The sequence below is a fragment of the Micromonospora sp. NPDC050397 genome (assembly GCF_044901685.1).
GTDB lineage: Bacteria > Actinomycetota > Actinomycetes > Mycobacteriales > Micromonosporaceae > Micromonospora_G.
On sequence record NZ_JBJDPS010000032.1, the window covers coordinates 1 to 19,817 of the forward strand.

Sequence of the window (19,817 nt, forward strand, 5' to 3'; positions counted from 1 at the left end):
GTTCGAGAGGATTTAGCGGGCCGTCCTACTCCCCCGGTGTTACCCGGCGGTTCCTGTCCGGTGCCCCGCTGACTTCGAAAAAGTTACCGGATGACTGATTCAGCGCCAAATCGACCCCGGTAACTAGATGTGGCACCGGCCCCTAACACCGCCCGAATTGAGGGGATTGGCGCAGATAGGAACGGATGCAACCCCGCTCCCGACCGCATCCGGTCACCCCTGAACCTCGAACGGCCGCCCGCCCGGGACGGGGGGCGCTACGGACGGACAAACCGACGGTCATGGTCGCTGACCCTGGTCACAGGCCCCGCCGCACGCAGCACGACGTCCAGGACACGCGCCCGGTCGGACACGTACGCGCCGCTGGCCCAGGCCGCGTTCGGCTCGATCACCGCCCAGCCACCGTCGACCAGACCCACGTCCAGCACGATGGCGCTGGGCAGGGTCTGGCCGAATCCGGCGAGCAGGTCGGCGCCGAAGGCGAGCGCGTCGGGCGACGGAGGTCCGAGGAACAGGCTCCCCCGCTCCGCGTACTGGCTGGCGGCGTGGACCTCGCCGTCGAGCAGGTGCAGCCGGTATTCGGCGACGAAGTCGACGATGTCGCTGACGAGGACGGGAGTCCCTCGCTCGATCGCGTCGGGACCGGGCAGGCGGGAGCCGTCCGTGTAGATCATCGCCTTTACGCTCTTGTCGTTCGGCGACTTGACGAACGCCGGCCGTCGCAGCTCGTACGCCTCACCGATCGTGACCAGGGTGATCTCCCGCCGGGTGAATTCCCGGGGCAGACCGGTCAGCCAGTCGGCCGGCGCCTCCAGCGGGGCGATCCCGAGGCGCGCGGCGACGGCGTCGGCGAAGGTCGGACCGGCGTGCAGGTGGTCGGCCCGCAACCCGGCGGGTACGTCGAAGGTCGGGAGCTGGACGGTACGCAGCCCTCGTCGCTGGGCGACGTCGCGCAGGTCACGAGCGGACAGGGTCAGTCGCGGGGGCAGGACGAGGGTCACGGACCGGTATGCTGCCCGGCCGGGTGGTACCGATCCACCCGATTACCGGTGTCGCCGCGCCCTCGGCGGTCCCGGTTTCGCCGCGCCCTCAGTCCCGGTGTCGCCCGGCCCTCGCGGTCCCGGTGTGGCTCAGCCCTTCACGGTCGAGGTGAGCTGGTCCAGGACCAGGCGGGCGGCGGTTGGTCCGGCGTTGAGGTACCACGGGTCGTCGTCCACCGCGATCGCGTGCTTGGCGATCACCGCGCCGAGCGTCGGCCAGATCGGCGTACCGGTCAGCGCCTTGGCCTTGGTGGCGTCGCCCTGCACGCCGTAGAACAGCCAGTCGGCGTCGGCCAGGTCGAGCTGCTCGTTGCTGATGTCCTGCGAGGTCTTGTCGAACTGCTGGCTCTTCGGGCGGGCCAGGCCCGCGTCGACGGCGACGCTGCCGGTGAACGAGGCGACACCGAAGATCCGGGTACGGTCGCCGTTGAGCCGCAGGAACGAAACGCTCTGCGGCTTCGCCAGGCTCCTGCCGAAGGCGGCCGCGTCGGCGTGGAACGTGTCGAGCAGTTGCCGGGCCCGGCCGCTGTCGCCGACGGCGGCGGCGATCAGCAGGAAGTCCTGCTTCCAGTTCACCCCGGTTCCCTCGGTCACCACGGTCGGTGCGATCGCCGAGGCGGCCCGGTAGACGTCTCCCTTGAGCTGGGTGGAGTTCATCAGGATCAGGTCCGGCTTGGCCTGCGCGATCGCCTCCAGGTTCGGCTCGCCCCGGCCGCCGAGGTTCTGGATCGCCGCGAGCTGACCCTGGTGCTGTGGGAACGCCTTCGACAGGTACGCCGGGACGAGTCCCGCCCCGTCGCCGGTGGCCGTGCCGACCGGCACGATCCCGAGGGTGAGCAGTCCGTCGAGCTGTCCGGTGGCGATCGCGACCACCCGCGTCGGCCGCTTCGGCACGGTGGTGCTGCCACCGAAGTGCCCCACCGTACGGGGGAACACACCGTCGGCGGCGTCGCTGCCCATGCCGGCCGGTACGCCGGTGGGAGCCGCGCTCGCCGTCGCGGCGGAGGCGCCGTTGGACGGGGTGGCGGCGGACGCGGTGTTGTCGTCGGGCTGGTTGGCACAGCCCGAGATGGCCGCGGTGGCGGTGACGGTGGCGAGCGCGATGGCGCTGGCGCGGAGAACGCGCTTCCTGAGCAAGATCACTGGGTTAGCTTAGCCTAACCTCTGCGCATGCTAAGTTGCGCCCGTGCCCTCTGAACTCCGCAAACGCTCGCCGGCCGGCTCGGCGCCACCCGGCGACCGGCCCGGCGACGCGCCCGTACCGTCGGCGGCGGGCGTGGCGGGCGGTGCGTCGGGTCGGGTCTGGGGCGCCCGGATCGGCGGCCTGCTCGTCGCCGTGGCGGTGCTGGTCCTCCTGGTCACCGTGAGCGTCGCCGTCGGTTCGCGCACGATCCCGCTCTCCACCGTGTGGCACGTGCTCTGGCAACCCGACGGCAGCCGCGACTCGATCGTGGTCTGGCAACTGCGGATGCCCCGTACCCTGCTCGGAATCGCCGTCGGCGCGGCGCTCGGCCTGGCCGGCGCGGTCATGCAGGGACTGACCAACAACCCGCTCGCCGATCCGGGCATCCTCGGGGTGAACGCCGGCGCCGCCCTCGCCGTCGCGACCGCCATCTCGGTCTTCGGCGTCACACAGGTGCAGGGTTACCTCTGGTTCGCCTTCCTCGGCGCCGCGCTGGCCGCCACCCTGGTCTACGGGCTCGGCTCCCGGGGTACGGGACGCGCCGGGCAGATCCGGCTGGTGCTGGCCGGCGCGGCGCTCTCCGCCAGCCTCGGCGCCTGCACCGGTGTCATCACCATGTTCGACTCGGCGGCGTTCGACTCGTACCGCTTCTGGGTGGTCGGCGCCCTGGACAACCGGGACGACACGGTGCTGGGCCAGATCGCGCCGTTCCTCGCCGTCGGTGCCCTGCTCGCCCTCACACTTCCCCGGCAGCTCAACGCGATGGCGCTCGGCGAGGACATCGGCCGGGCACTCGGGGTGCGGGCGGTACGCATGCGCCTGGTCGCCTTCGCCGCCGTCACGCTGCTCTGTGGCGCGGCCACCGCCGCCGCCGGCCCGATCGGCTTCGTCGGCCTGGTGGTCCCGCACGCGGTACGGCTGACGGTCGGCCCCGACCAGCGCTGGGTGCTGCCGTACTCGCTGCTCACCGCGCCGATCCTGCTGCTCGGCAGCGACCTCGTCGGTCGTACGGTGTCCCGACCGGCCGAGATCGAGGTGGGGATCGTGACCGCGTTCGTCGGCGCGCCGGTGCTGCTCTGGCTGGTGCTACGCCGGGTGCGGCAGGCATGACCCCGGACGCCTTCCCCAGCACACCACGGGTGGTACGCGGACCGGGTCGGATCGCGTTCCGGGTTCGTCCCCGCTCCGCGTGGACCGTCGTCGGGCTACTGGTCGCCTGCGCCGCCGTCTGGACCGTCACGATGGCCACCGGCGAGTACGCGCTCGGTCCCGCCGCTGTCTGGCACGTCCTGACCGGCGGCGGCGACCACACCAGCCGCCTGGTCGTACTGGACCTGCGCCTGCCGCGTACCTTCGCCGCGCTGCTGGTCGGCGCCGCACTCGGCCTCTCCGGCGCCATCTTCCAGAGCCTGTCGCGCAACCCGCTCGGCAGCCCGGACATCATCGGGTTCACCACCGGCTCGGCCAGCGGCGCGCTGGTGGTGATCCTGGTGCTCGGGCAGGCGTCGGCGACACTGGTCCTCGGCACGCTGCTCGGGGGCTTCGCCACCGCGATCGCGGTCTACCTGCTCGCGTACGCGCAGGGCATCCAGGGGCAGCGGTTGATCCTCGTCGGTATCGGGATCGGGGCCATGCTCGCCTCGGTGAACGACTACCTGCTCACCCGCGCCGACCTGGAACAGGCCCAGGCCGCGAAGACCTGGTTGTTCGGCAGTTTGAACGCCGTCTCCTGGCCGCAGGTGGTGCCGCTGGCGATCGCGGTGACCGTGCTCGTACCGCTCACGCTGACGCTCGCTCCCCGGTTGCGCGCGCTGGAGCTCGGCGACGACGCCGCAGCGGCGCTCGGCGTACGGGTCGACCGGTCCCGGCTGCTGCTGTTGCTGGCCGCCGTGTCGCTCACCGCCGCGGCGATCGCGGCGGCCGGTCCGATCGGGTTCCTCGCCCTGGCGGCGCCGCAGCTAGCCCGCCGGCTGACCCGGTCCGCCGGGATGCCGCTGGTGCCGTCGCTCGCCATGGGCGCGTTGCTGCTGCTCACCGCCGATCTGGTGGCGCAGCGGGCGCTGGCACCGTTCCAGATCCCGGTCGGACTGGTCACCGGCGCGCTCGGCGGCGGGTACCTGATGTGGCTGCTGACCCGCGACCCCGCCGGCCGGCGAGGCTGATCCCGGCGGCAGGTTCGGCCCCGGACTCCTGGTCACCCCGGTTCCGGGTCCGGTCGTCACGTGGCTATCCGGGCCTCGGCCCGGCCCTGCTCACGGGCGGCGGCGAGCAGCCGCGCGAGTCGCCGTCGGCGTCGCCGGGCGGTGGCCCGGACGAGCAGGGCGAGGCCGACGAGCACGGCGGCGAGGGCGAGTTGCGGCCAGGGCGGCGCCCAGATCGTGACGGCCGCCGAGCCGGGCCGGACCTCGGCACCGGCGGTCGCACCGACCAGGACGGACGGGGTGAGGTCGACGGTCGTCCGGAGTCGTCCCCAGGCCCAGACGCCGTCGACCCGGGCGTCGACCCTTCGGCTGCCGCCGGGAAGCGTCTCCTCGACCCGGGTAGAGGCCCGTCGGGTGGTCAGGTCGAACAGCCCGGCGACGGTGGCCGGGCCGGTTCCGGTCACCGCGACGTTCCCGCCGTTGGTGACGGTGTATCCGAGCCGGACGGTGCCGGCCGCGAAGGGGTTCCACGAGCGCTCGTACGCGGCCGTGAGCCCGCTCACCGCCAGGGCGGCGGTGACCGTACCGCTGGCCCGGAGCATGACCCGGAACCCGACCCGGCTCTCGACCGCGACCGTGCCCCCGGCGCTGGTGACCGTCGCCGCGATCCCGGCCGGGTGGTCCCCGGGCGCGGCGTCACCGGGCACGGTGATGGTGAACGGAACCACCTTCGTCTCGTTGGGTCCGACGGAGACCGTCTCCCGTACCTCGATCCAGGTGCCGCCGTCCACCGACCCACGGTCGGACGGGAGCATGTTGAAGCGCCCCCTGTCGGTGAGGTAACCGTCGGCCGCCCTGAGCGTGAAGTTGACCGCACCACCGCTGAGGTTCCGCACGGCCAGGTGCTCGGTCACCACCTGGCCCGGGTCGAGCGTGCGCTCGATCCACCGGCGGCCGTCCGGGCCGTTCCGGTCGGCCGGCTGGACCGCCCAGGTCAGTGCCGAACCGGCGGGTTGCGCCAACGCGGCGGCGGTTGCGGTCGGCACCCCGACAAGAACGCCGACGAGGACGGCGGCCAGCGCGGCGAGCAGTCGCGGCGGCGTCCGAGGCAAGGTCCGGATCATCGCGGTTCCTTCGACGAGGGGGTACGCGGGTGGGGCCGCGCCGACGCGGCCCCACCCGCTCGTCACTCGAACAGGGACAGGGTCAACGTCGCGGTGTACGAGCCGGCGGCGACCTCCGCCGGGGTACGCAGGCGCAGGTCGGCGTCGACGGAGTACGCGTCGCCCGCGACCTCCTCGGAGTCGAACGTCGACACCAGCAGCTCCCGGTCGACCAAGCCCACGTTGTTGCCCGGCTGGGTCGGCTCGTCCAGGACGGTCACCACCTCCTCGCCCTCGCTGACCAGGCCGCTGTCGCCGCCGTCGATCAGGCGTGGCGCCCAGCCGAGGTGGCCGGCACTGATCGGCGCCTGACCGGCACCGCCGACAAAGTCGGTGGCGCTGCCCAGCACCGCCCACGCGGCGCCGTCGGGCACCTCCTGCGGCGTACGGGTGTCGGTGACCGTCACCGTCGGCAGGGTGCCGACAAACTGGCGGACCAGCAGCGTCGACCCGTCCTCGGACAACGCGACCGAGTCGCCGTCGATCGACATCGCGAGCACGCCGGGTTCCCTGATCTCCGCGATGTCGACGGTCACCCGTACGTCGGCGTCGTCACCGGGCTCGGCCCGGGCCGGCGACTGTGACGCCACCGTCCCGAGCATCACGGCACCGGCGGCGCCCGCCGCGACCAGTCGCCTACGACTCCATCTCCTCATCGCCTGCTCCCATGTCGGTAGTGGTTGTCGGGCTGGACGGGGTCGCCGGCACAGTCGACGCCGGCATGGCCGGCGGTGACGACGCTCGTCACATCCGACCCGTCGACGCTTCCGGTGACCCGTACGGTCGCCGTGCCGGCGGGCACGGAGCTGACCCGGGCGGGGAACGCCTGGTAGGCGGAGGCGCCCGGGGCGACGTCGGGGACCGTACGTGAGCCGAACGGGGTGACCAGCTCGATGGTCAGCGGTACCTCGTCGGCGTTGCGCGCGGCGACCGTGAGGTAGACGTTGGTGCCGATGCACCGGGCGCCCGCCCGGACCTCTACCTCCCAGACCGGTGGTTCCGGGACGTCGCCGACGACGAGGGTGAGCGTGGTCCGGGTGGCACCGGCCCGGCTGACGTACTCGGGCAGGATCAGGTCACCGATGACGGTGTGGCGGCCGGGCGTGTTCACGATGCCGGCGTCGAAGTCCCAGTCGACACCGATGGCCTGGTTGTCCCGGGACCCGTCGTTGTAGGAGACCTCCACCTTGTCCGGCAGGTAGGGCAGCTCGCCGACGTCGACGGCCTGCTCGAACGCCTCGGCGCCCTGGACGGAGATGCCGCCCGGGGCGGTCTCCGGCCGTACGTAGACCCGGGCCTCGGCGATCAGGCCGTAAGCGTCGTTCGTGCCGTAGACCACAAACGGCTCGACGTTGGTCTCGGCGACCAGGTCCGGGGTGATCTCCTGCCACTCGAAGGCGACGGTGCCGCGAGCGCCGCTGGCGTAGACCGCGTCGAGTGTCTCCGGCAGGGTCGGCACCCGGCCCACGGTGGTCCGTACGAGCACCGGCTCGCGCACCGAGTCGACCGTCTCGCCGTTGGCCCGCCAACGCAGTACGCCGGTGCCCGCACCACCGGCCGTGACGCCCCAGATGCGGATCCGCAACCGGTTGGTGGTGACCGGTTCGAAGGCGAGCCGGTTGTACGTGTTGGTGGCGAGCGCGTCCACGTACGTCGATCCGCCGGTGAGGGTGACCGGGGTCCACGTGGTGCCGTCGGCGGAACTCTCGACCGCGTAGGTCGTGGCGGTCGGTCGGCGGGTGCCGCCGTTGTCGTCGTACCAGTAGATGTCGGTCGACGACAGCCGTACCGGCGAGCTCCACCGGTACTGGATCCACGCCTCCCGTTCGGGGCTGGTGCCGTTCTGCGGCTGGCCCCAGTTGCCCCAGCCGGTCCCGGCTCCCGGGTTCGAGCTGCTCGGGGTGCTGGCCTCGCTGACCCGTTGGTGGTTCTCCCACGACGCGGTGCCGCTGGTGCTGACGGTGGCCGACGAACCGAACTCGGCGACCGTCTCCCGCCTGGTCAGGGTCACCGCGACGGTTGCCTCGGACCGCTGCTCGCCGTCGTCGGCGACGAACCGGAAAACGTAGTCGCCGGGGAGGGTGCCGGTGACCCGGGTGGTCGTCGCCCGCTGGTCGGAGAAGATGACACCCGCTCCGGCCGGGGCGGAGACGGTCTGCCAGCCGAGGGTGAGCTCGCTGTCGTACGGGATGCCGTCGTCGGCCGCCGTACCGACCAGCCTGGTGGAGAGGTTGCCCTCGGTCGAGCCGTCGCGGGTGGCGGTGACCACCGGCGCCTGGTTGGAGACGTCCGGCACCTCACGTCCGGAGTCGAACACCTGGATTTCCGAGATCGCGGTGAAGAAGCTGGGGTTGTTCGTGAAGGCGACCCGCAGCCGGTCCGTCGTCACGGGGTCGAAGAGCGCCTCGTTGAACTTCGCCGACGGCACGGTCGGGTTCTTGAACTGGTCCGGCACCTCCCGCCAGCCGCCGTTGCCGTCGGGCACCTGCACCCACCAGCGGGCGGGTTCGCGGTAGCCGCCGGCCTGCCGGTCACTGACGACGAAGACCTTCACGTTGTCGAAGGACCTGGCCGATCCCAGGTCCAGCTCGACGTACCCGTTCCGGTCGGTCGTGCCGTGGTTGCCCCAGTACGGTTCGTTGGCGGTGACGCCGTCGGTCACCGCCGCCAGCGACACCGGCCGCTCGGTCTGGCTGATCGCACCCGGTGTGTGGTTCATCGAGGTGCTGTTCCAGCCGGGCGTGTGGAACTGCCGCCACGGTGTCGGCCGCGTACCCCGCTGGGTGTACGACGAGCCGAGTGTGGCACCGACCGCCAGGTTCGGCGCGTCCTCGGTGAGGTCGACCCCGGCGGTCCGGAGGTAGTCGACCACCCGGTCGTCCCCGATCGGGGTGTCGACCGCGCTCGGGAAGTCGGAGCCGGTCGGGGCGGTGTACGTGACGGTCAGGCCCGCCTCGGCGTCGACCCGGTTGCTGCCCGGGTCGTAGGTGAACCGGCCGAGCCGGTCGGTGCTGACCTTCTTCTCGCCGTTGACGAACAGGCTGTAGCCGGCGCCGAGGCCGTACCTGCTGCCGTCGGGGTCCCAGACGAGGGTGACGTCCTGCCCGTGGTAACGCAGGTTGTTGACCATGAAGTGGTCGTAGCCGAACACGATCGGCCACAGCTCGATCTTGTCGTCGGAGCGCGGCCGCAGCCCCGCCATGTCCTCGACGAAGATGTAGTTCATGTTGCCGAGCATCACGTGGTTCGGGTTGTTGCGGTTGTAGGTCTTTGTCGTCGGGTTCCAGTTCGAGTAGTACTCCGCCTGGTTCGGGGCGCGCAGGTCCGCGTTCGGGTAGATGCTCCAGGCCATCCAGTCCAGCAGCCGCTTGGCGTACGCCGGGGTGACGTACTTCTGCTCCGGGTCGTAGTGGCGCATCGCCGAGCGGACCGCGCGGTACTGCACGGTGAAGTTGATGTTGGAGAAGTTGTTGGAGCCGCCAATCCCGTACGCCGACCGGTCGTACTGGTTGGCGGTGTAGAACGGGAAGATCGGGAAGTTGTCGCCGTAGGTCAGGAACCGGTACCCGTCGACGTAGGTGCGCCACTGGTCGAACGGGATGAGGTTCTCGGCGTAGATGTCGTAGAGGTTCGACTCCTTGGCCGGGATCAGGTCCCGGGCCGACTCGGGCAGCGGGTTGGGTCGGCCGTTGGAGCTGGCCGCGCTGGTGGCGCCGTGTGACGTACCGGCCAGGAACATCCGGGTGTCGGGGCTCCAGAGCCGGTCCAGGATCGCGTCGCGGATCTCGTCCGCGCCGGTCGCCAGCTCGTCGACCTTGGCCTGGTCGGCACCGGCGAGCTGGTAGAGCTGACGGGCCGCGTCGAAGGCACCCCAGACGTACGCCGACTCGGGGCGCTCGATCGTCCGGGCACCGGCGGCACCGGCGTTGGACTTCGGGTAGCCGAAGCTGATCGCGTCGGCGTCGTTGCCCGGCATGTAGTTGGTGTCGTACGCGATGAGCTTGTCGTCGTTGCCGTCGTAGTGTTCGAGCTGGCCGACCCCGTCGCCCTCGAAGTAGCCGGCGAACTTCCGGGCGATCTCCTTTCCGCCACCGTGCACGTTGTACGCCTCGAGCCCGGCAGTGCCGAGGTACTGCGAGTAGTGGTTGTTCCAGCTCGTGTGCCCCGGACTGTCCAGGAAGGCCGACGAGCCGGACAACTCGCCGATGTTGAGGATCTGCCCGTACGGCAGGTACGGCGTACGCAGCCACTTGGTGTCCTGTAAGTGCATCGGCTGGGTCAGCGCGACGGCGTTCTGGTAGAGGTTCACCCCCTCGATCGTGGTCGGGTACTGGTAGACGTGGCCGGCGGCGTTGGCGTCGAGCGAGTTGTACCGCTCGCCCCACCAGCGGTAGACGATGGCCTTCTCCAGTGCGGGGTCGGGCACGTCGATGTAGGGGACATCCTGGGCCCAGCGCCGATTGAAGGCGGTGACGCCGGCTCGTACGGCCTCGGCCGGTGACCTGCCGGCGTAGTCCCGGTAGCTCTCCACCGTGTCGGGGAGGGTGGCCGAGGAGACGGCGCCGACCACCGACAGCGCCAACGAACCACCGGCGGGCACGGTGACCTCGCGGTCCAGGTTGGTGCCGGTACGGCTGAACCCGGCGCCGGTGAGGTCGACCCTGACCGTGTCCCACGCGGTGTCGACGAGCCCGTTGTTGGAACCGCTGGTGATGGTGCGGGTGCCGGTCAGCTCGGCCGGGCCGGACCCGGCCTGGGTGGCCAGCGGCGAGGCGGCGCGGAGGGTGAAGGTGGCCGCCGACCCGCCGGGGTTGGTGAGGGTGATGGCGGTGACCGCGACGTTCTGCTCGGTGATGAACTTGGTCAGATCGGCGGTGACGCCGGTGGTTCCGATCGTGTACCGGCCCCTGGCGTGGCTCGGCGCGTTGAACCGGTCGGCGCCGACCTCGGTGACGGCCTGCCCCGGCACCGTGACGGTGTACAGGTTGCCGAGGTTGTTCGGGCCGCCGACGTACGCGCTGCCGGCGAAGCCCATGACGGTGAAGTTGCTGTTGTTCGCGCCGCGTAGGTAGAGGGAACGACCCCGGGTCATCAGCACCGCCGACCCGAGCGTGCCGCGTACGCCCAGCACACGGTCGAGGTAGTAGTCCGTACCGCCGGCCGCGAGATCCTTTTCGAAGATCGACTGGTGCATGTTCGTCGCGGCGAACGGCACACCGGGGCGCAACTGGTCGGCGACCTCACCGACATTGGCGTAGACCGGGTCGCCGATGTCCATGGAGTGGCTCTGCCCGTTGGTGTAGACACCAATGTCACCCTCGTTGCCGGGCAGAACCGGGCCGGTGGCGTGCGCCGGGGCGGGCACCCCGACCACCCCTCCCACCAGCAGCGCCGCCAGGGCGCCCCGCAGCGGCATTCTCCGTACACGTTCCTGGATCACGTTCTTCCCTCCCTGTCGTCGGGGCGGCCGTACGGATCAGGCGTCACCTGGTGGTTGTCGCCGGAGGCGATGGCGGCGTTGCTGTCACCGGAGGCGACGGCGGCGTTGCTGTCACCGGAGGCGACGGCGGTGTTGCTGTCGCCGGAGGCATCCGCGGCAGGAGTCCGGGGCTATGTGTTAGCGCTAACATCACTCGGTCCCGACGTCCGTCCACATCGCGCTCCCGCCTCCCGCCACACCAAGGTGGTGGATCTCGCGTCCGGCCAGCGTGTCCCACGAAAACGGTTTCGGCAAGATGTCGAGCGAGTAAAACTCGAATCGACCCATCGATGTCGTACTTCACGAGAGCGCCACCCGCGCGCCTCCCACAGCGGTACGGGTCAGCGGGCCGGCGCCCGAAATGTTTGCGAGAAGCTTTCGGGGCCCGGCCCGGCCCCGTGGTTCACCCGTTGCGGTCGGCGCCGCCCCGGCCACCCTGGCGCAGGCTGTCGGCGAGACTGTCCAGGTTGCGTCGCAACACGTCGTAGGCGGCCGAACCCACCTTCTCGTCCTCGCGCAGGTTGTCGAGCTCGTCGCTCACGTCGTCCAACTTCTTCGCGGCCTCTTCGGTGTCGTTACGGGCCAACTCCCGCGCGACCTCGTCCAGCTTGTGGTTCAGGCTCTCGCGGGCGTCCGGATCCACCTCCCCGGCGTTCTGCGTGTCCAGCGACAGTTGCAGCGCGACCAGGCGGGCGGTGGGGCCGCTCGACGGCCGGCTCGACGGGCTGCCGCCCGACGCCGAGGCGGTTCCCGGGTTGTCGGGGGTGCTCCTGCCCGCGCCCGTGGTGGGGCCCGGAACGCCGCCCGCCGGGACGGTCCCTGAGGCGGACGCGCCGGGGCTGCCATCGCCGATCGTCGAGCCGGAGTTCGAGTCGGGCCGGTTGAGGAACAGAATCCCGATCACCAACGCGGCGGCGAGCGCGGCCCCGAGCACGACCACGAGCGTCCGCCGAGAACCGGCATCCGCACCGTCCCGGGTGGACGGTGCCGCACCGAAGCCGGTGTCGAGGCCGGACATCGTACGGGTGCGTTCGACCACGGGCGCGGCACCGCGTACCGGCTCGGCCGGGCGGGGCCCGCTCGGGGCGGGGGAGGTCGGCCGAGGTCCGCTCGGGGCGGGCAGGGTCGGCAGGGACGACATCGGGGCGGTCGGCTGCCCGCCGGTGGCCAGCGCGGTCAGGCGTTCGCCGACCTCGGTGGCGCTCGCCGGACGGTCGGCCGGGTCCTTGGCCAGCAGTTGGGCGACCAGCCGATCCAGCCCGGCGGGAACGTCGGGGCGGACCGAGGAGAGCGACGGCGCCGGCTCGTGCAGGTGCTGCCAGAGCACCCGCAGCGAGTTCTCCCCGGTGAACGGCGGCCGACCGGTGAGCATCGCGAACAGCAGGCAGCCCAGCGCGTACAGGTCGGTGCGGGCGTCCACCGGATCCCCGGCGGCCTGCTCCGGCGCCATGTACTGGGCGGTGCCGATGGTGGTGGCCGGGGCGGTCAGGGTCGCCTGGGCGCCGTGCAGCAGCCGGGCGATGCCGAAGTCGCAGACCTTCGCCGTGCCGGCCCGGTCGATCAGGATGTTCGCCGGTTTGATGTCGCGGTGCACCACCCCGGCCGCGTGCGCGGTGGCGAGCGCGGCACAGACCTGGGCGGCGAGCGGGATCACCCGGTCGGACCCGAGCGGCCCGTCGGCCAGCAGGTCGGCCAGGCTGGGCCCGTCCACCAGTTCCATGACCAGGTACGGCTCGCCACCGTCGCTGCCCACGTCGTGCACCGCCACGATGTTCGGGTGGGCCAACCGCGCCGCCGTGCGCGCCTCCCGGTCGAACCGTTGCAGCATGTCGGCGTCCGCCACCCCGGCCGGGTTCAACAGCTTGATTGCCACCTGCCGGTCGAGCCGGCGATCGACACCCCGCCAGACCACGGCCATGCCGCCCCGACCGAGGGTCGATTGAAGTTGGTAGCGGTCAGCAATCATGCGCCCGGACACACCGCCCACCCTGACACATCGACGCACGCACCGGTTGCCGGGGCACGGCATCACCGCCCGGAGCAGGACCGTCCGGGGGGCGGGGCGGCGTCACTCGCGTACCGGGGTGTCGGCCAGTTCGCGTAACAGCTCGATGATTGCCGGCGCGTGGTCCACCAGGAAGAAGTGGCCACCGGGAAAGGTGCGGACGTCGACCTCACCCGTGCTGTGCCGCCGCCAGTCGTCCGCCTCGTCGGCCGACACCACCGGGTCGTCCGCGCCGGTCAGCACGGTGACCGGGCAGTCCAGCACCGCGTCCGGCCGATGACGGTACGTCTCGACCGCCTGGTAGTCGGCGCGGACGGCGGGCAGGCTCAGTCTGACCAGCTCCGGGTCGGCCAGCGCGTCGGCACGGGTGCCGCTGAGCCCGCGCAACCGCTCGACGATCTCGTCGTCACCCGCCAGGTGCACCCACTCGTCGCGATAACGTGACGGTGCCCGCCGGCCGGAGGCGAAGAGCCGGATCGGGTCGGGCCGGCCGGCGGCGCGCATCCGCAACGCCACCTCGAACGCGACCACCGCCCCCAGGCTGTGCCCGAACAACGCCAGCGGACCCGGCGGCGCGGCGACCAGCGCCGCGTACACCTGGTCGGCCAGGAGATGCAGATCGGTGACGTTGGCTTCCCGCCGTCGGTCCTGCCGCCCCGGGTACTGCACGGCGAGCACCTGCACGGCGGGAGCCAGCGCCTTGGACATCGGGAAGAAGAAGCTGGCCGAGCCGCCCGCGTGCGGCAGGCAGACCAGCCGTACGGCGTGCTCGGCGGCCGGGTGCAGACGGCGGAGCCAGCGTGCGGGATCGACGTGTGCGGAGGTCACGGGAAACTCCTGTCCTGCGGGTGCCAGCGGCTGCCGCCCGGCAACCAGGTCGTGGAGGGTGGGTCAGGGCGCCATCCGGCCGAGTTCGTTGTCGATGAGGTCGAAGATCTCGGCCGTCGACGCGGACTCGATCCGGCGACCGATGTCCGTCCCGCCGATCATCTGCGGCCCGTCCGACCAGCGGGCGAGCATGTCACGCAGGCGCGAGGTGACCGCCTCGCGTTCCGGGTCGTCCCGCCCGAGGGCGGCCAGGACCCCCTCGAGTCGATCGAGGTCGACCATCGGTGACCGCGACGGCGCCGCCGGGACGAACCGGGACAACAGGTGGTCGGTGAGGGTCGCCAGGGTCGGATGGTCGAAGACCACGGTCGCGGGAACCTGCATCCCGGTCACCGCGTTCAGGCGGTTGCGCAGCTCCACCGCCGTCATCGAGTCCAGACCCAGCTCCTGGAAGGAGCGACCGGCGTCGAGGGACACGTTCGTCGAGTGCCCGAGAATCGATCCGACCTCGGTACGCAGAACGTCCAGCAGGCTCTGGCGCCGCTCGTCGTCCGGCAGGCTGGCCAGGCGCTGGGCAAACGACGCCGCACCGTCACGTACGACGGCTCGGGTGTGCCGACGCACCGGCTCGCCGCCGGAGGGCAGCTCGACGGCCGAGGCACCGGCCGGAACAAACCGCTCCATCGGTACGTCGTGGAACTCGATCGACTCCACCGTCGCCACCGGTTGCCCCGTCCGGTCGGACAACCTCAGGGTCGACGTGTTCGTGCCGAGGGGGACCAGCCGCGCCTCGACGCTCACGGCTCCCGTGGCGTGCAGCCGGACGCCACGCCAGACGACCGGCACCCGGACGGTCCCCGGCGACGCGGACTCCGGGCCGAGAACGGTCGGGTCGAGCAGCATCGGATGCAACCCGAAGTCCGCTGCCTCGTGGTGGAATTGCTCCGGCAACTCGACGGTCAGGGCGGGCACGGACGACCCCGCGAGTGCGACCGACGACATCTCCGCGTCCAGCCCCTCGCCCAGCCCCTCGCCCGGCTCCTCGTCTGGACCGAGCAGCCCGTGCGCGTACCGGACCCAGGTGTCCGAGGTCCCGTCGGCGCGGGCGTGCAGATGCACCTCGCGGGTGTTGGCGTCGCCCGGACCGGCGAGGCGGACCTGCACGACCACCGGGGTGTTCTCGGACAGGACCAGGGGGGCGGTCAGGGTCAGTTCGCGTACCACCGGGTGACCGACCTCGTCACCGGCCCGGAGAACCGCCTCGACCACCGTCGCGGCCGGCACCACTGCCGTACCGGCCGCCGGGCCGGGGATCAGCCACGGCATCGAGCCGGCCGACAGCCGACCGGTGAACAGGACGTCGTCGCTGTCGGCCACCGGCACCATCGGGCCCAGTACGGGGTGCCCGGCACCGGCCGTCCCGGCGGCGCCCGAGGCGGGGGTGGAGGTGAGCCAGTACCGCTCGTGCTGGAACGCGTACGTCGGCAGCGGCACCCGGCGACCACCGGACAGCACCGGCGTCCACTCCACCGGCACTCCGTCGACGTGCATCGCGGCCACCGCCGTCAGCACCGTGCCCGGTTCGTCTCGGCCCGATCGCAGCGCGGGCACCACGACCCGGGCCTGCGACAACAGCCCCTCCCCCACCAGTGCGCTCAGCACGGCGTCTGGGCCGACCTCGAGGAACCGGGTGACCCCCTGCTCATCGAGGAACCGCAGGCCGTCGAGGAACCGGACCGTCTGGCGTACCTGCCGCACCCAGTAGTCGGGCGAGCGAAGCTCTTCGGGGGTCGCCGCCACGCCGGTCACGTTCGACACGATCGGGATGCGCGGCTCCCGGAACGTCAGGTCGGACAGGATCTGGCCGAACTCGTCGAGCATGTCGTCCATATGCGGCGAGTGGAACGCGTGACTCACCGGCAACCGCTTCGTCTTCCGACCCCGACCCCGCCACAACATCGCCAACCGATCAACCAGATCACCATCACCCGAGACCACCACCGACCTCGGACCATTCACCGCCGCCACCACCACCCGACCACCAAACCCCACCAACGACCCGACAATCTCCTCCTCACCAGCCTCCACCGCCACCATCGCCCCACCCTCCCGCGCCGCCTGCATCAACCGACCCCGCGCGGCCACCAACACACACGCGTCCGCCAGATCCCAGACGCCGGCCAGATAGGCCGCCGTCACCTCGCCGATGGAATGGCCCAACATCAGGTCGGGGGTGAGACCCATCGACTCCAGCAGGCGGTAGAGCGCGACCTCTACCGCGAACAACCCGGTCTGGGTGTAAACCGTCTGGTCCAGCAACGCCGAGTCGGCCGACTCCGGCGGACCGAACAGCACCGCCGACAACGGTCGGTCCAGCAGCGCGTCCAGCCGGCCGCACACCTCGTCGAAGGCCGTGGCGAAGACGGGGTACGTCCGGTACAGCTCGTGTCCCATGCCGAGTCGCTGACTCCCCTGCCCCGTGAACAGGAACGCCAACCGACCACCACCCACACCCACACCCGTCACCACCCCCGGCGACAACTCACCCCGACCCAACGCCCCCAACCCCGCCAACAACTCACCCCGACCCGAACCCACCACCACCGCCCGCTGCTCCAACAACGCCCGACCCGACACCAACGAAAACCCAACATCCACCAACCTCAGACTCGGCCGCCCCTCCACAAACCCCAACAACCGCCGCGCCTGACCCCGCAACCCCGCCAACCCACGACCCGACACCACCCACACCACCGGACCCTGAACCTGACCCGATCCCGAATCCTGACCCTGACCCGATCCCGAATCCTGACCCTGATCCGATCCCGAATCCTGATCCCGGTCCAACCCCCCGACAAAATCCGGAGCCTGCTCCACAATCACATGCGCATTCGTCCCACTAATCCCAAACGACGACACCCCCGCCCGACGCACCCCACCCGACCACACCCGCTCCTCCGTCAACAACCGCACCCCACCCAACGACCAATCCACATGCGGCGACGGCACATCCACATGCAACGTCCTCGGCAACACCCCATACCGCAACGCCAACACCATCTTCATCACACCACCCACACCCGCAGCCGCCTGCGCATGACCAATATTCGACTTCAACGACCCCAACCACAACGGACGATCAACCGACCGCCCACCCCCATACACCGACAACAACGCACCCGCCTCAATCGGATCCCCCAACCGCGTACCCGTCCCATGCCCCTCCACCACATCAACATCCAACGGAGAAAGACCAGCCGACACCAACGCCTGCCGAATCACCCGCTCCTGCGACGGACCATTCGGCGCCGTCAAACCATTCGACGCACCATCCTGATTCACCGCCGAACCCCGCACCACCCCCAACACCCGACGCCCATTCCGCACCGCATCCGACAACCGCTCCACCAACAACAAACCCACACCCTCAGACCAACCCGTCCCACCCGCCGACCCCGCAAACGACCGACACCGACCATCCACCGACAACCCCCGCTGACGCGAAAACTCCACGAAGGTCTGCGGGGTGGCCATCACGGTGACGCCACCGGCCAACGCCAGATCGCACTCGCCGGCACGCAGCGCCGCCACCGCCAGGTGCAACGCCACCAAAGACGACGAACACGCGGTGTCCACCGTCACCGCCGGCCCCTCCAGCCCGAGCGTGTACGCGACCCGACCGGACGCGACACTGCCGGCCGTACCACTGGCCAGGTATCCCTCCAGGTCGGCGGGGATTCGGGCGAGCCCGGCACCGTAGTCGTGGTACATCACCCCGGCGTACACACCCGTACGGCTGCCGCGCAGGCTGGTCGGGTCGAGAGCGGCGTCTTCGAACGCCTCCCAGGCGGTCTCCAACAGCAATCGCTGCTGCGGATCCGTCGCCAACGCCTCCCGGGGCGACATCCCGAAGAAGTCCGCGTCGAACCCGTCGGCGTCGTGCAGGAAACCACCCTCACGCGCGTACGACGTACCCACCCGCTCCGGATCCGGATCGTACAAAGCCTCCAGATCCCAACCCCGATTCGTCGGAAAACCACTCACCGCATCCACACCCTCGACCACCAACCGCCACAACTCCTCCGGCGACGACACCCCACCCGGAAAACGACACGCCATCCCCACGATCGCGATCGGCTCGTCGGAGGCGGTCGGCGCGGGCGGTGCCACCACCGGTATCGGCTTGCCCTCGTCGACGGCCAACTCGGCATCGAGGTGATCGACCATGGCGGCCGGGGTGGGGTGGTCGAAAACAAGGGTGGTGGGCAGCCGCAGTCCGGTCGCGGTGTTGAGCTTGTTGCGCAGTTCGACCGCCGTCAGCGAGTCGAAGCCGAGCTCCTGGAACGACCGGTCGGGGTTGACCCGGTCGGATCCGTTGTGCCCCAGCACCATCGCCACCTGCCCGAAGACCAGGTCCCGCAGGGTCCGCTCACGCTCGGCGGGCGACAGTTCCGACAGCCGTCGGGCCAGTGGCACGGCTCCGGTCGCGGCGACCGGCCGCCGGGCCGGCGGAAGCAGACCCCGGACCAGCGGTGGGAGATCGTCCTCCCGCCCCCGCAGGGCATGCAGGTCCCACCGTGCCCCGGCGAGCACCGCGGCGTCCGCCCGCAGGGCGGCGTCGAACAGCCGCATGCCGTCGGCGGTCGCCAACGGCCGCAACCCGTAGCGGGCGACCCGCCTAAGGTCGGTCTCGTCGAGATGGCCGCTCATGCCGCTGGCCTGTTCCCAGAGCCCCCACGCCAACGACACGCCAGGCAGGCCGGCGGCCCGGCGGTGCTGCATGAGCGCGTCCAGGAAGGTGTTTCCCGCCGCGTAGTTGGCCTGGCCGGCGGTGCCCAGCAGACCGGCGATCGAGGAGTACACGACAAACGCGGAGAGTTCCCCGTCCCGGGTCAGGTCGTGCAGGTGCCACGCCGCGTCGACCTTCGGCCGCAGGACCGTACCGAGTCGCTCCGGGGTGAGCGCCTCGACGGTGGCGTCGTCCAGCACACCGGCGGTGTGCACCACAGCGGTCAACGGATGCTCGGCCGGGATCCGCGCCAGTACGGCGGCGAGTGCCGCGCGGTCGGACACGTCGCAGGCCACCAGGACGACCTCGGCTCCCGACTCCGCCAGCTCGGCCCGCAACCGCTGCGCGTCCGGCGCGTCCGGGCCCCGTCGACTGGTCAGCATCAGCCGGCTGACGCCGTGGTTGGTCACCAGGTGGCGGGCGACCGCCGCGCCCAGGGTGCCGGTGCCGCCGGTGATCAGCACCGTACCCCCGTTGTCCCACGGGTCCTCCGGCTGATCGGCCGCCACGGTGGCCCTGGCCAGGCGGGGCACCGAGACCACGCCGTCGCGTACCGTCAGTTGGGTTTCGCCCGCGACGGTCGCGGCGGCGACCGCCGCCAGGGGGATCGGCCAGGCGTCCACGTCCACCAGCACGAACCGATCGGGATGTTCGCTCTGGGCAGCCCGGACCAGGCCCCAGACACCGGCGTGGACCAGGTCCACCAGGTCCTGCGCGCCGACGCCGACGGCGCGTCGGGTGGCCAGCACCAGGCGGGTGCCGCCGAGCCGGTCGTCGGCGAGCCAGCGCTGGATCAGGTGCAGCGTGTCGGTGACCGCCGACCGGGCGGCGGCCGGCAGCTCGGTGGCCACTGGTAGGTCGGTAGCTGCCGGTAGGTCGGTAGCTGCCGCGCCGCCGAGTGGGAGCACCACCGCCGACGGTACGGGCGCCGCCGCGAGCAGGGCGTCCACCGCCTCGATCGGCGACACCGCCGGCTGGTCGAGCACCGTCCAGTCCGTCGGCTCCATGCCCTCGGTCCGCGGGAGGTCGACCCAGCTCACCTTCGTGAGGCCGTCGCCGATCGGATCGGCCCGCCGCAGGCTCTCGGCCGAAAACGGGCGTAGCAGCAGGGAGTCCACCCTCGCCACCGGCACGTCCCACTCATCCGCCACCAACAACGACACCCTCAACGAACCACCATCACCCTCGC

General features: G+C 71.2%; 10 protein-coding genes. 2 read left to right on the forward strand and 8 right to left on the reverse strand.

Annotation, left to right across the window (positions count from 1 at the left end; translation table 11 throughout):
- Nucleotides 1-257: 257 nt before the first annotated feature.
- The gene (locus ACI2K4_RS35975; RefSeq protein ID WP_404517605.1) at nt 258-1,001 is read right to left on the reverse strand and encodes an ATP-grasp domain-containing protein; all 744 of its coding nucleotides are present in this window, start codon (nt 999-1,001) and stop codon (nt 258-260) included.
- Nucleotides 1,002-1,130: 129 nt separating this feature from the next.
- Nucleotides 1,131-2,183: an ABC transporter substrate-binding protein gene (locus ACI2K4_RS35980; RefSeq protein WP_404517606.1), complete on the reverse strand. Its 1,053-nt coding sequence runs from the start codon at nt 2,181-2,183 to the stop codon at nt 1,131-1,133.
- Between the two features lie 193 nt (nt 2,184-2,376).
- Here ACI2K4_RS35980 and ACI2K4_RS35985 point away from each other — a divergent pair, with 193 nt between their 5' ends.
- Both ACI2K4_RS35985 and ACI2K4_RS35990 read left to right on the forward strand, forming a co-directional pair.
- Nucleotides 2,377-3,333 (forward strand): FecCD family ABC transporter permease, encoded by a 957-nt coding sequence (locus ACI2K4_RS35985; RefSeq protein ID WP_404517614.1) that lies wholly within the window; start codon nt 2,377-2,379, stop codon nt 3,331-3,333.
- Nucleotides 3,330-4,385 carry a FecCD family ABC transporter permease gene (locus ACI2K4_RS35990; RefSeq protein WP_404517607.1) on the forward strand — a complete coding sequence of 352 codons (1,056 nt, stop codon included), beginning with the start codon at nt 3,330-3,332 and terminating at the stop codon, nt 4,383-4,385. The genes ACI2K4_RS35985 and ACI2K4_RS35990 overlap by 4 nt, the downstream gene beginning before the upstream one ends.
- Before the next feature lie 56 nt (nt 4,386-4,441).
- Here ACI2K4_RS35990 and ACI2K4_RS35995 read toward each other — a convergent pair whose 3' ends face one another.
- The 6 genes from ACI2K4_RS35995 to ACI2K4_RS36020 form a co-directional block, all read right to left on the reverse strand.
- Entirely contained in the window at nt 4,442-5,488 is a 1,047-nt protein-coding gene (locus ACI2K4_RS35995; RefSeq protein ID WP_404517608.1) for a hypothetical protein, read from the reverse strand.
- Nucleotides 5,489-5,550: 62 nt separating this feature from the next.
- Nucleotides 5,551-6,183 carry a hypothetical protein gene (locus tag ACI2K4_RS36000; protein WP_404517609.1) on the reverse strand — a complete coding sequence of 211 codons (633 nt, stop codon included), beginning with the start codon at nt 6,181-6,183 and terminating at the stop codon, nt 5,551-5,553.
- The gene (locus tag ACI2K4_RS36005) at nt 6,180-10,967 is read right to left on the reverse strand and encodes an Ig-like domain-containing protein (RefSeq protein WP_404517610.1); all 4,788 of its coding nucleotides are present in this window, start codon (nt 10,965-10,967) and stop codon (nt 6,180-6,182) included. The genes ACI2K4_RS36000 and ACI2K4_RS36005 overlap by 4 nt, the downstream gene beginning before the upstream one ends.
- Before the next feature lie 442 nt (nt 10,968-11,409).
- Entirely contained in the window at nt 11,410-12,972 is a 1,563-nt protein-coding gene (locus tag ACI2K4_RS36010; RefSeq protein ID WP_404517611.1) for a protein kinase, read from the reverse strand.
- A gap of 102 nt (nt 12,973-13,074) precedes the next feature.
- A complete protein-coding gene (locus ACI2K4_RS36015) occupies nt 13,075-13,839 on the reverse strand; it encodes a thioesterase II family protein (RefSeq protein WP_404517612.1) in 765 nt (254 codons plus the stop codon).
- Nucleotides 13,840-13,902: 63 nt separating this feature from the next.
- Nucleotides 13,903-19,779 (reverse strand): type I polyketide synthase, encoded by a 5,877-nt coding sequence (locus ACI2K4_RS36020; RefSeq protein ID WP_404517613.1) that lies wholly within the window; start codon nt 19,777-19,779, stop codon nt 13,903-13,905.
- Nucleotides 19,780-19,817: the final 38 nt, after the last annotated feature.

Bases quoted from the DNA above. Each gene is read 5' to 3' on its own strand.
- ACI2K4_RS35995 (WP_404517608.1), bottom strand. From the start codon at position 5,488: ATGATCCGGACCTTGCCTCGGACGCCGCCGCGACTGCTCGCCGCGCTG.
- ACI2K4_RS36000 (WP_404517609.1), bottom strand. From the start codon at position 6,183: ATGAGGAGATGGAGTCGTAGGCGACTGGTCGCGGCGGGCGCCGCCGGT.
- ACI2K4_RS36010 (WP_404517611.1), bottom strand. From the start codon at position 12,972: ATGATTGCTGACCGCTACCAACTTCAATCGACCCTCGGTCGGGGCGGC.
- ACI2K4_RS35990 (WP_404517607.1), top strand. From the start codon at position 3,330: ATGACCCCGGACGCCTTCCCCAGCACACCACGGGTGGTACGCGGACCG.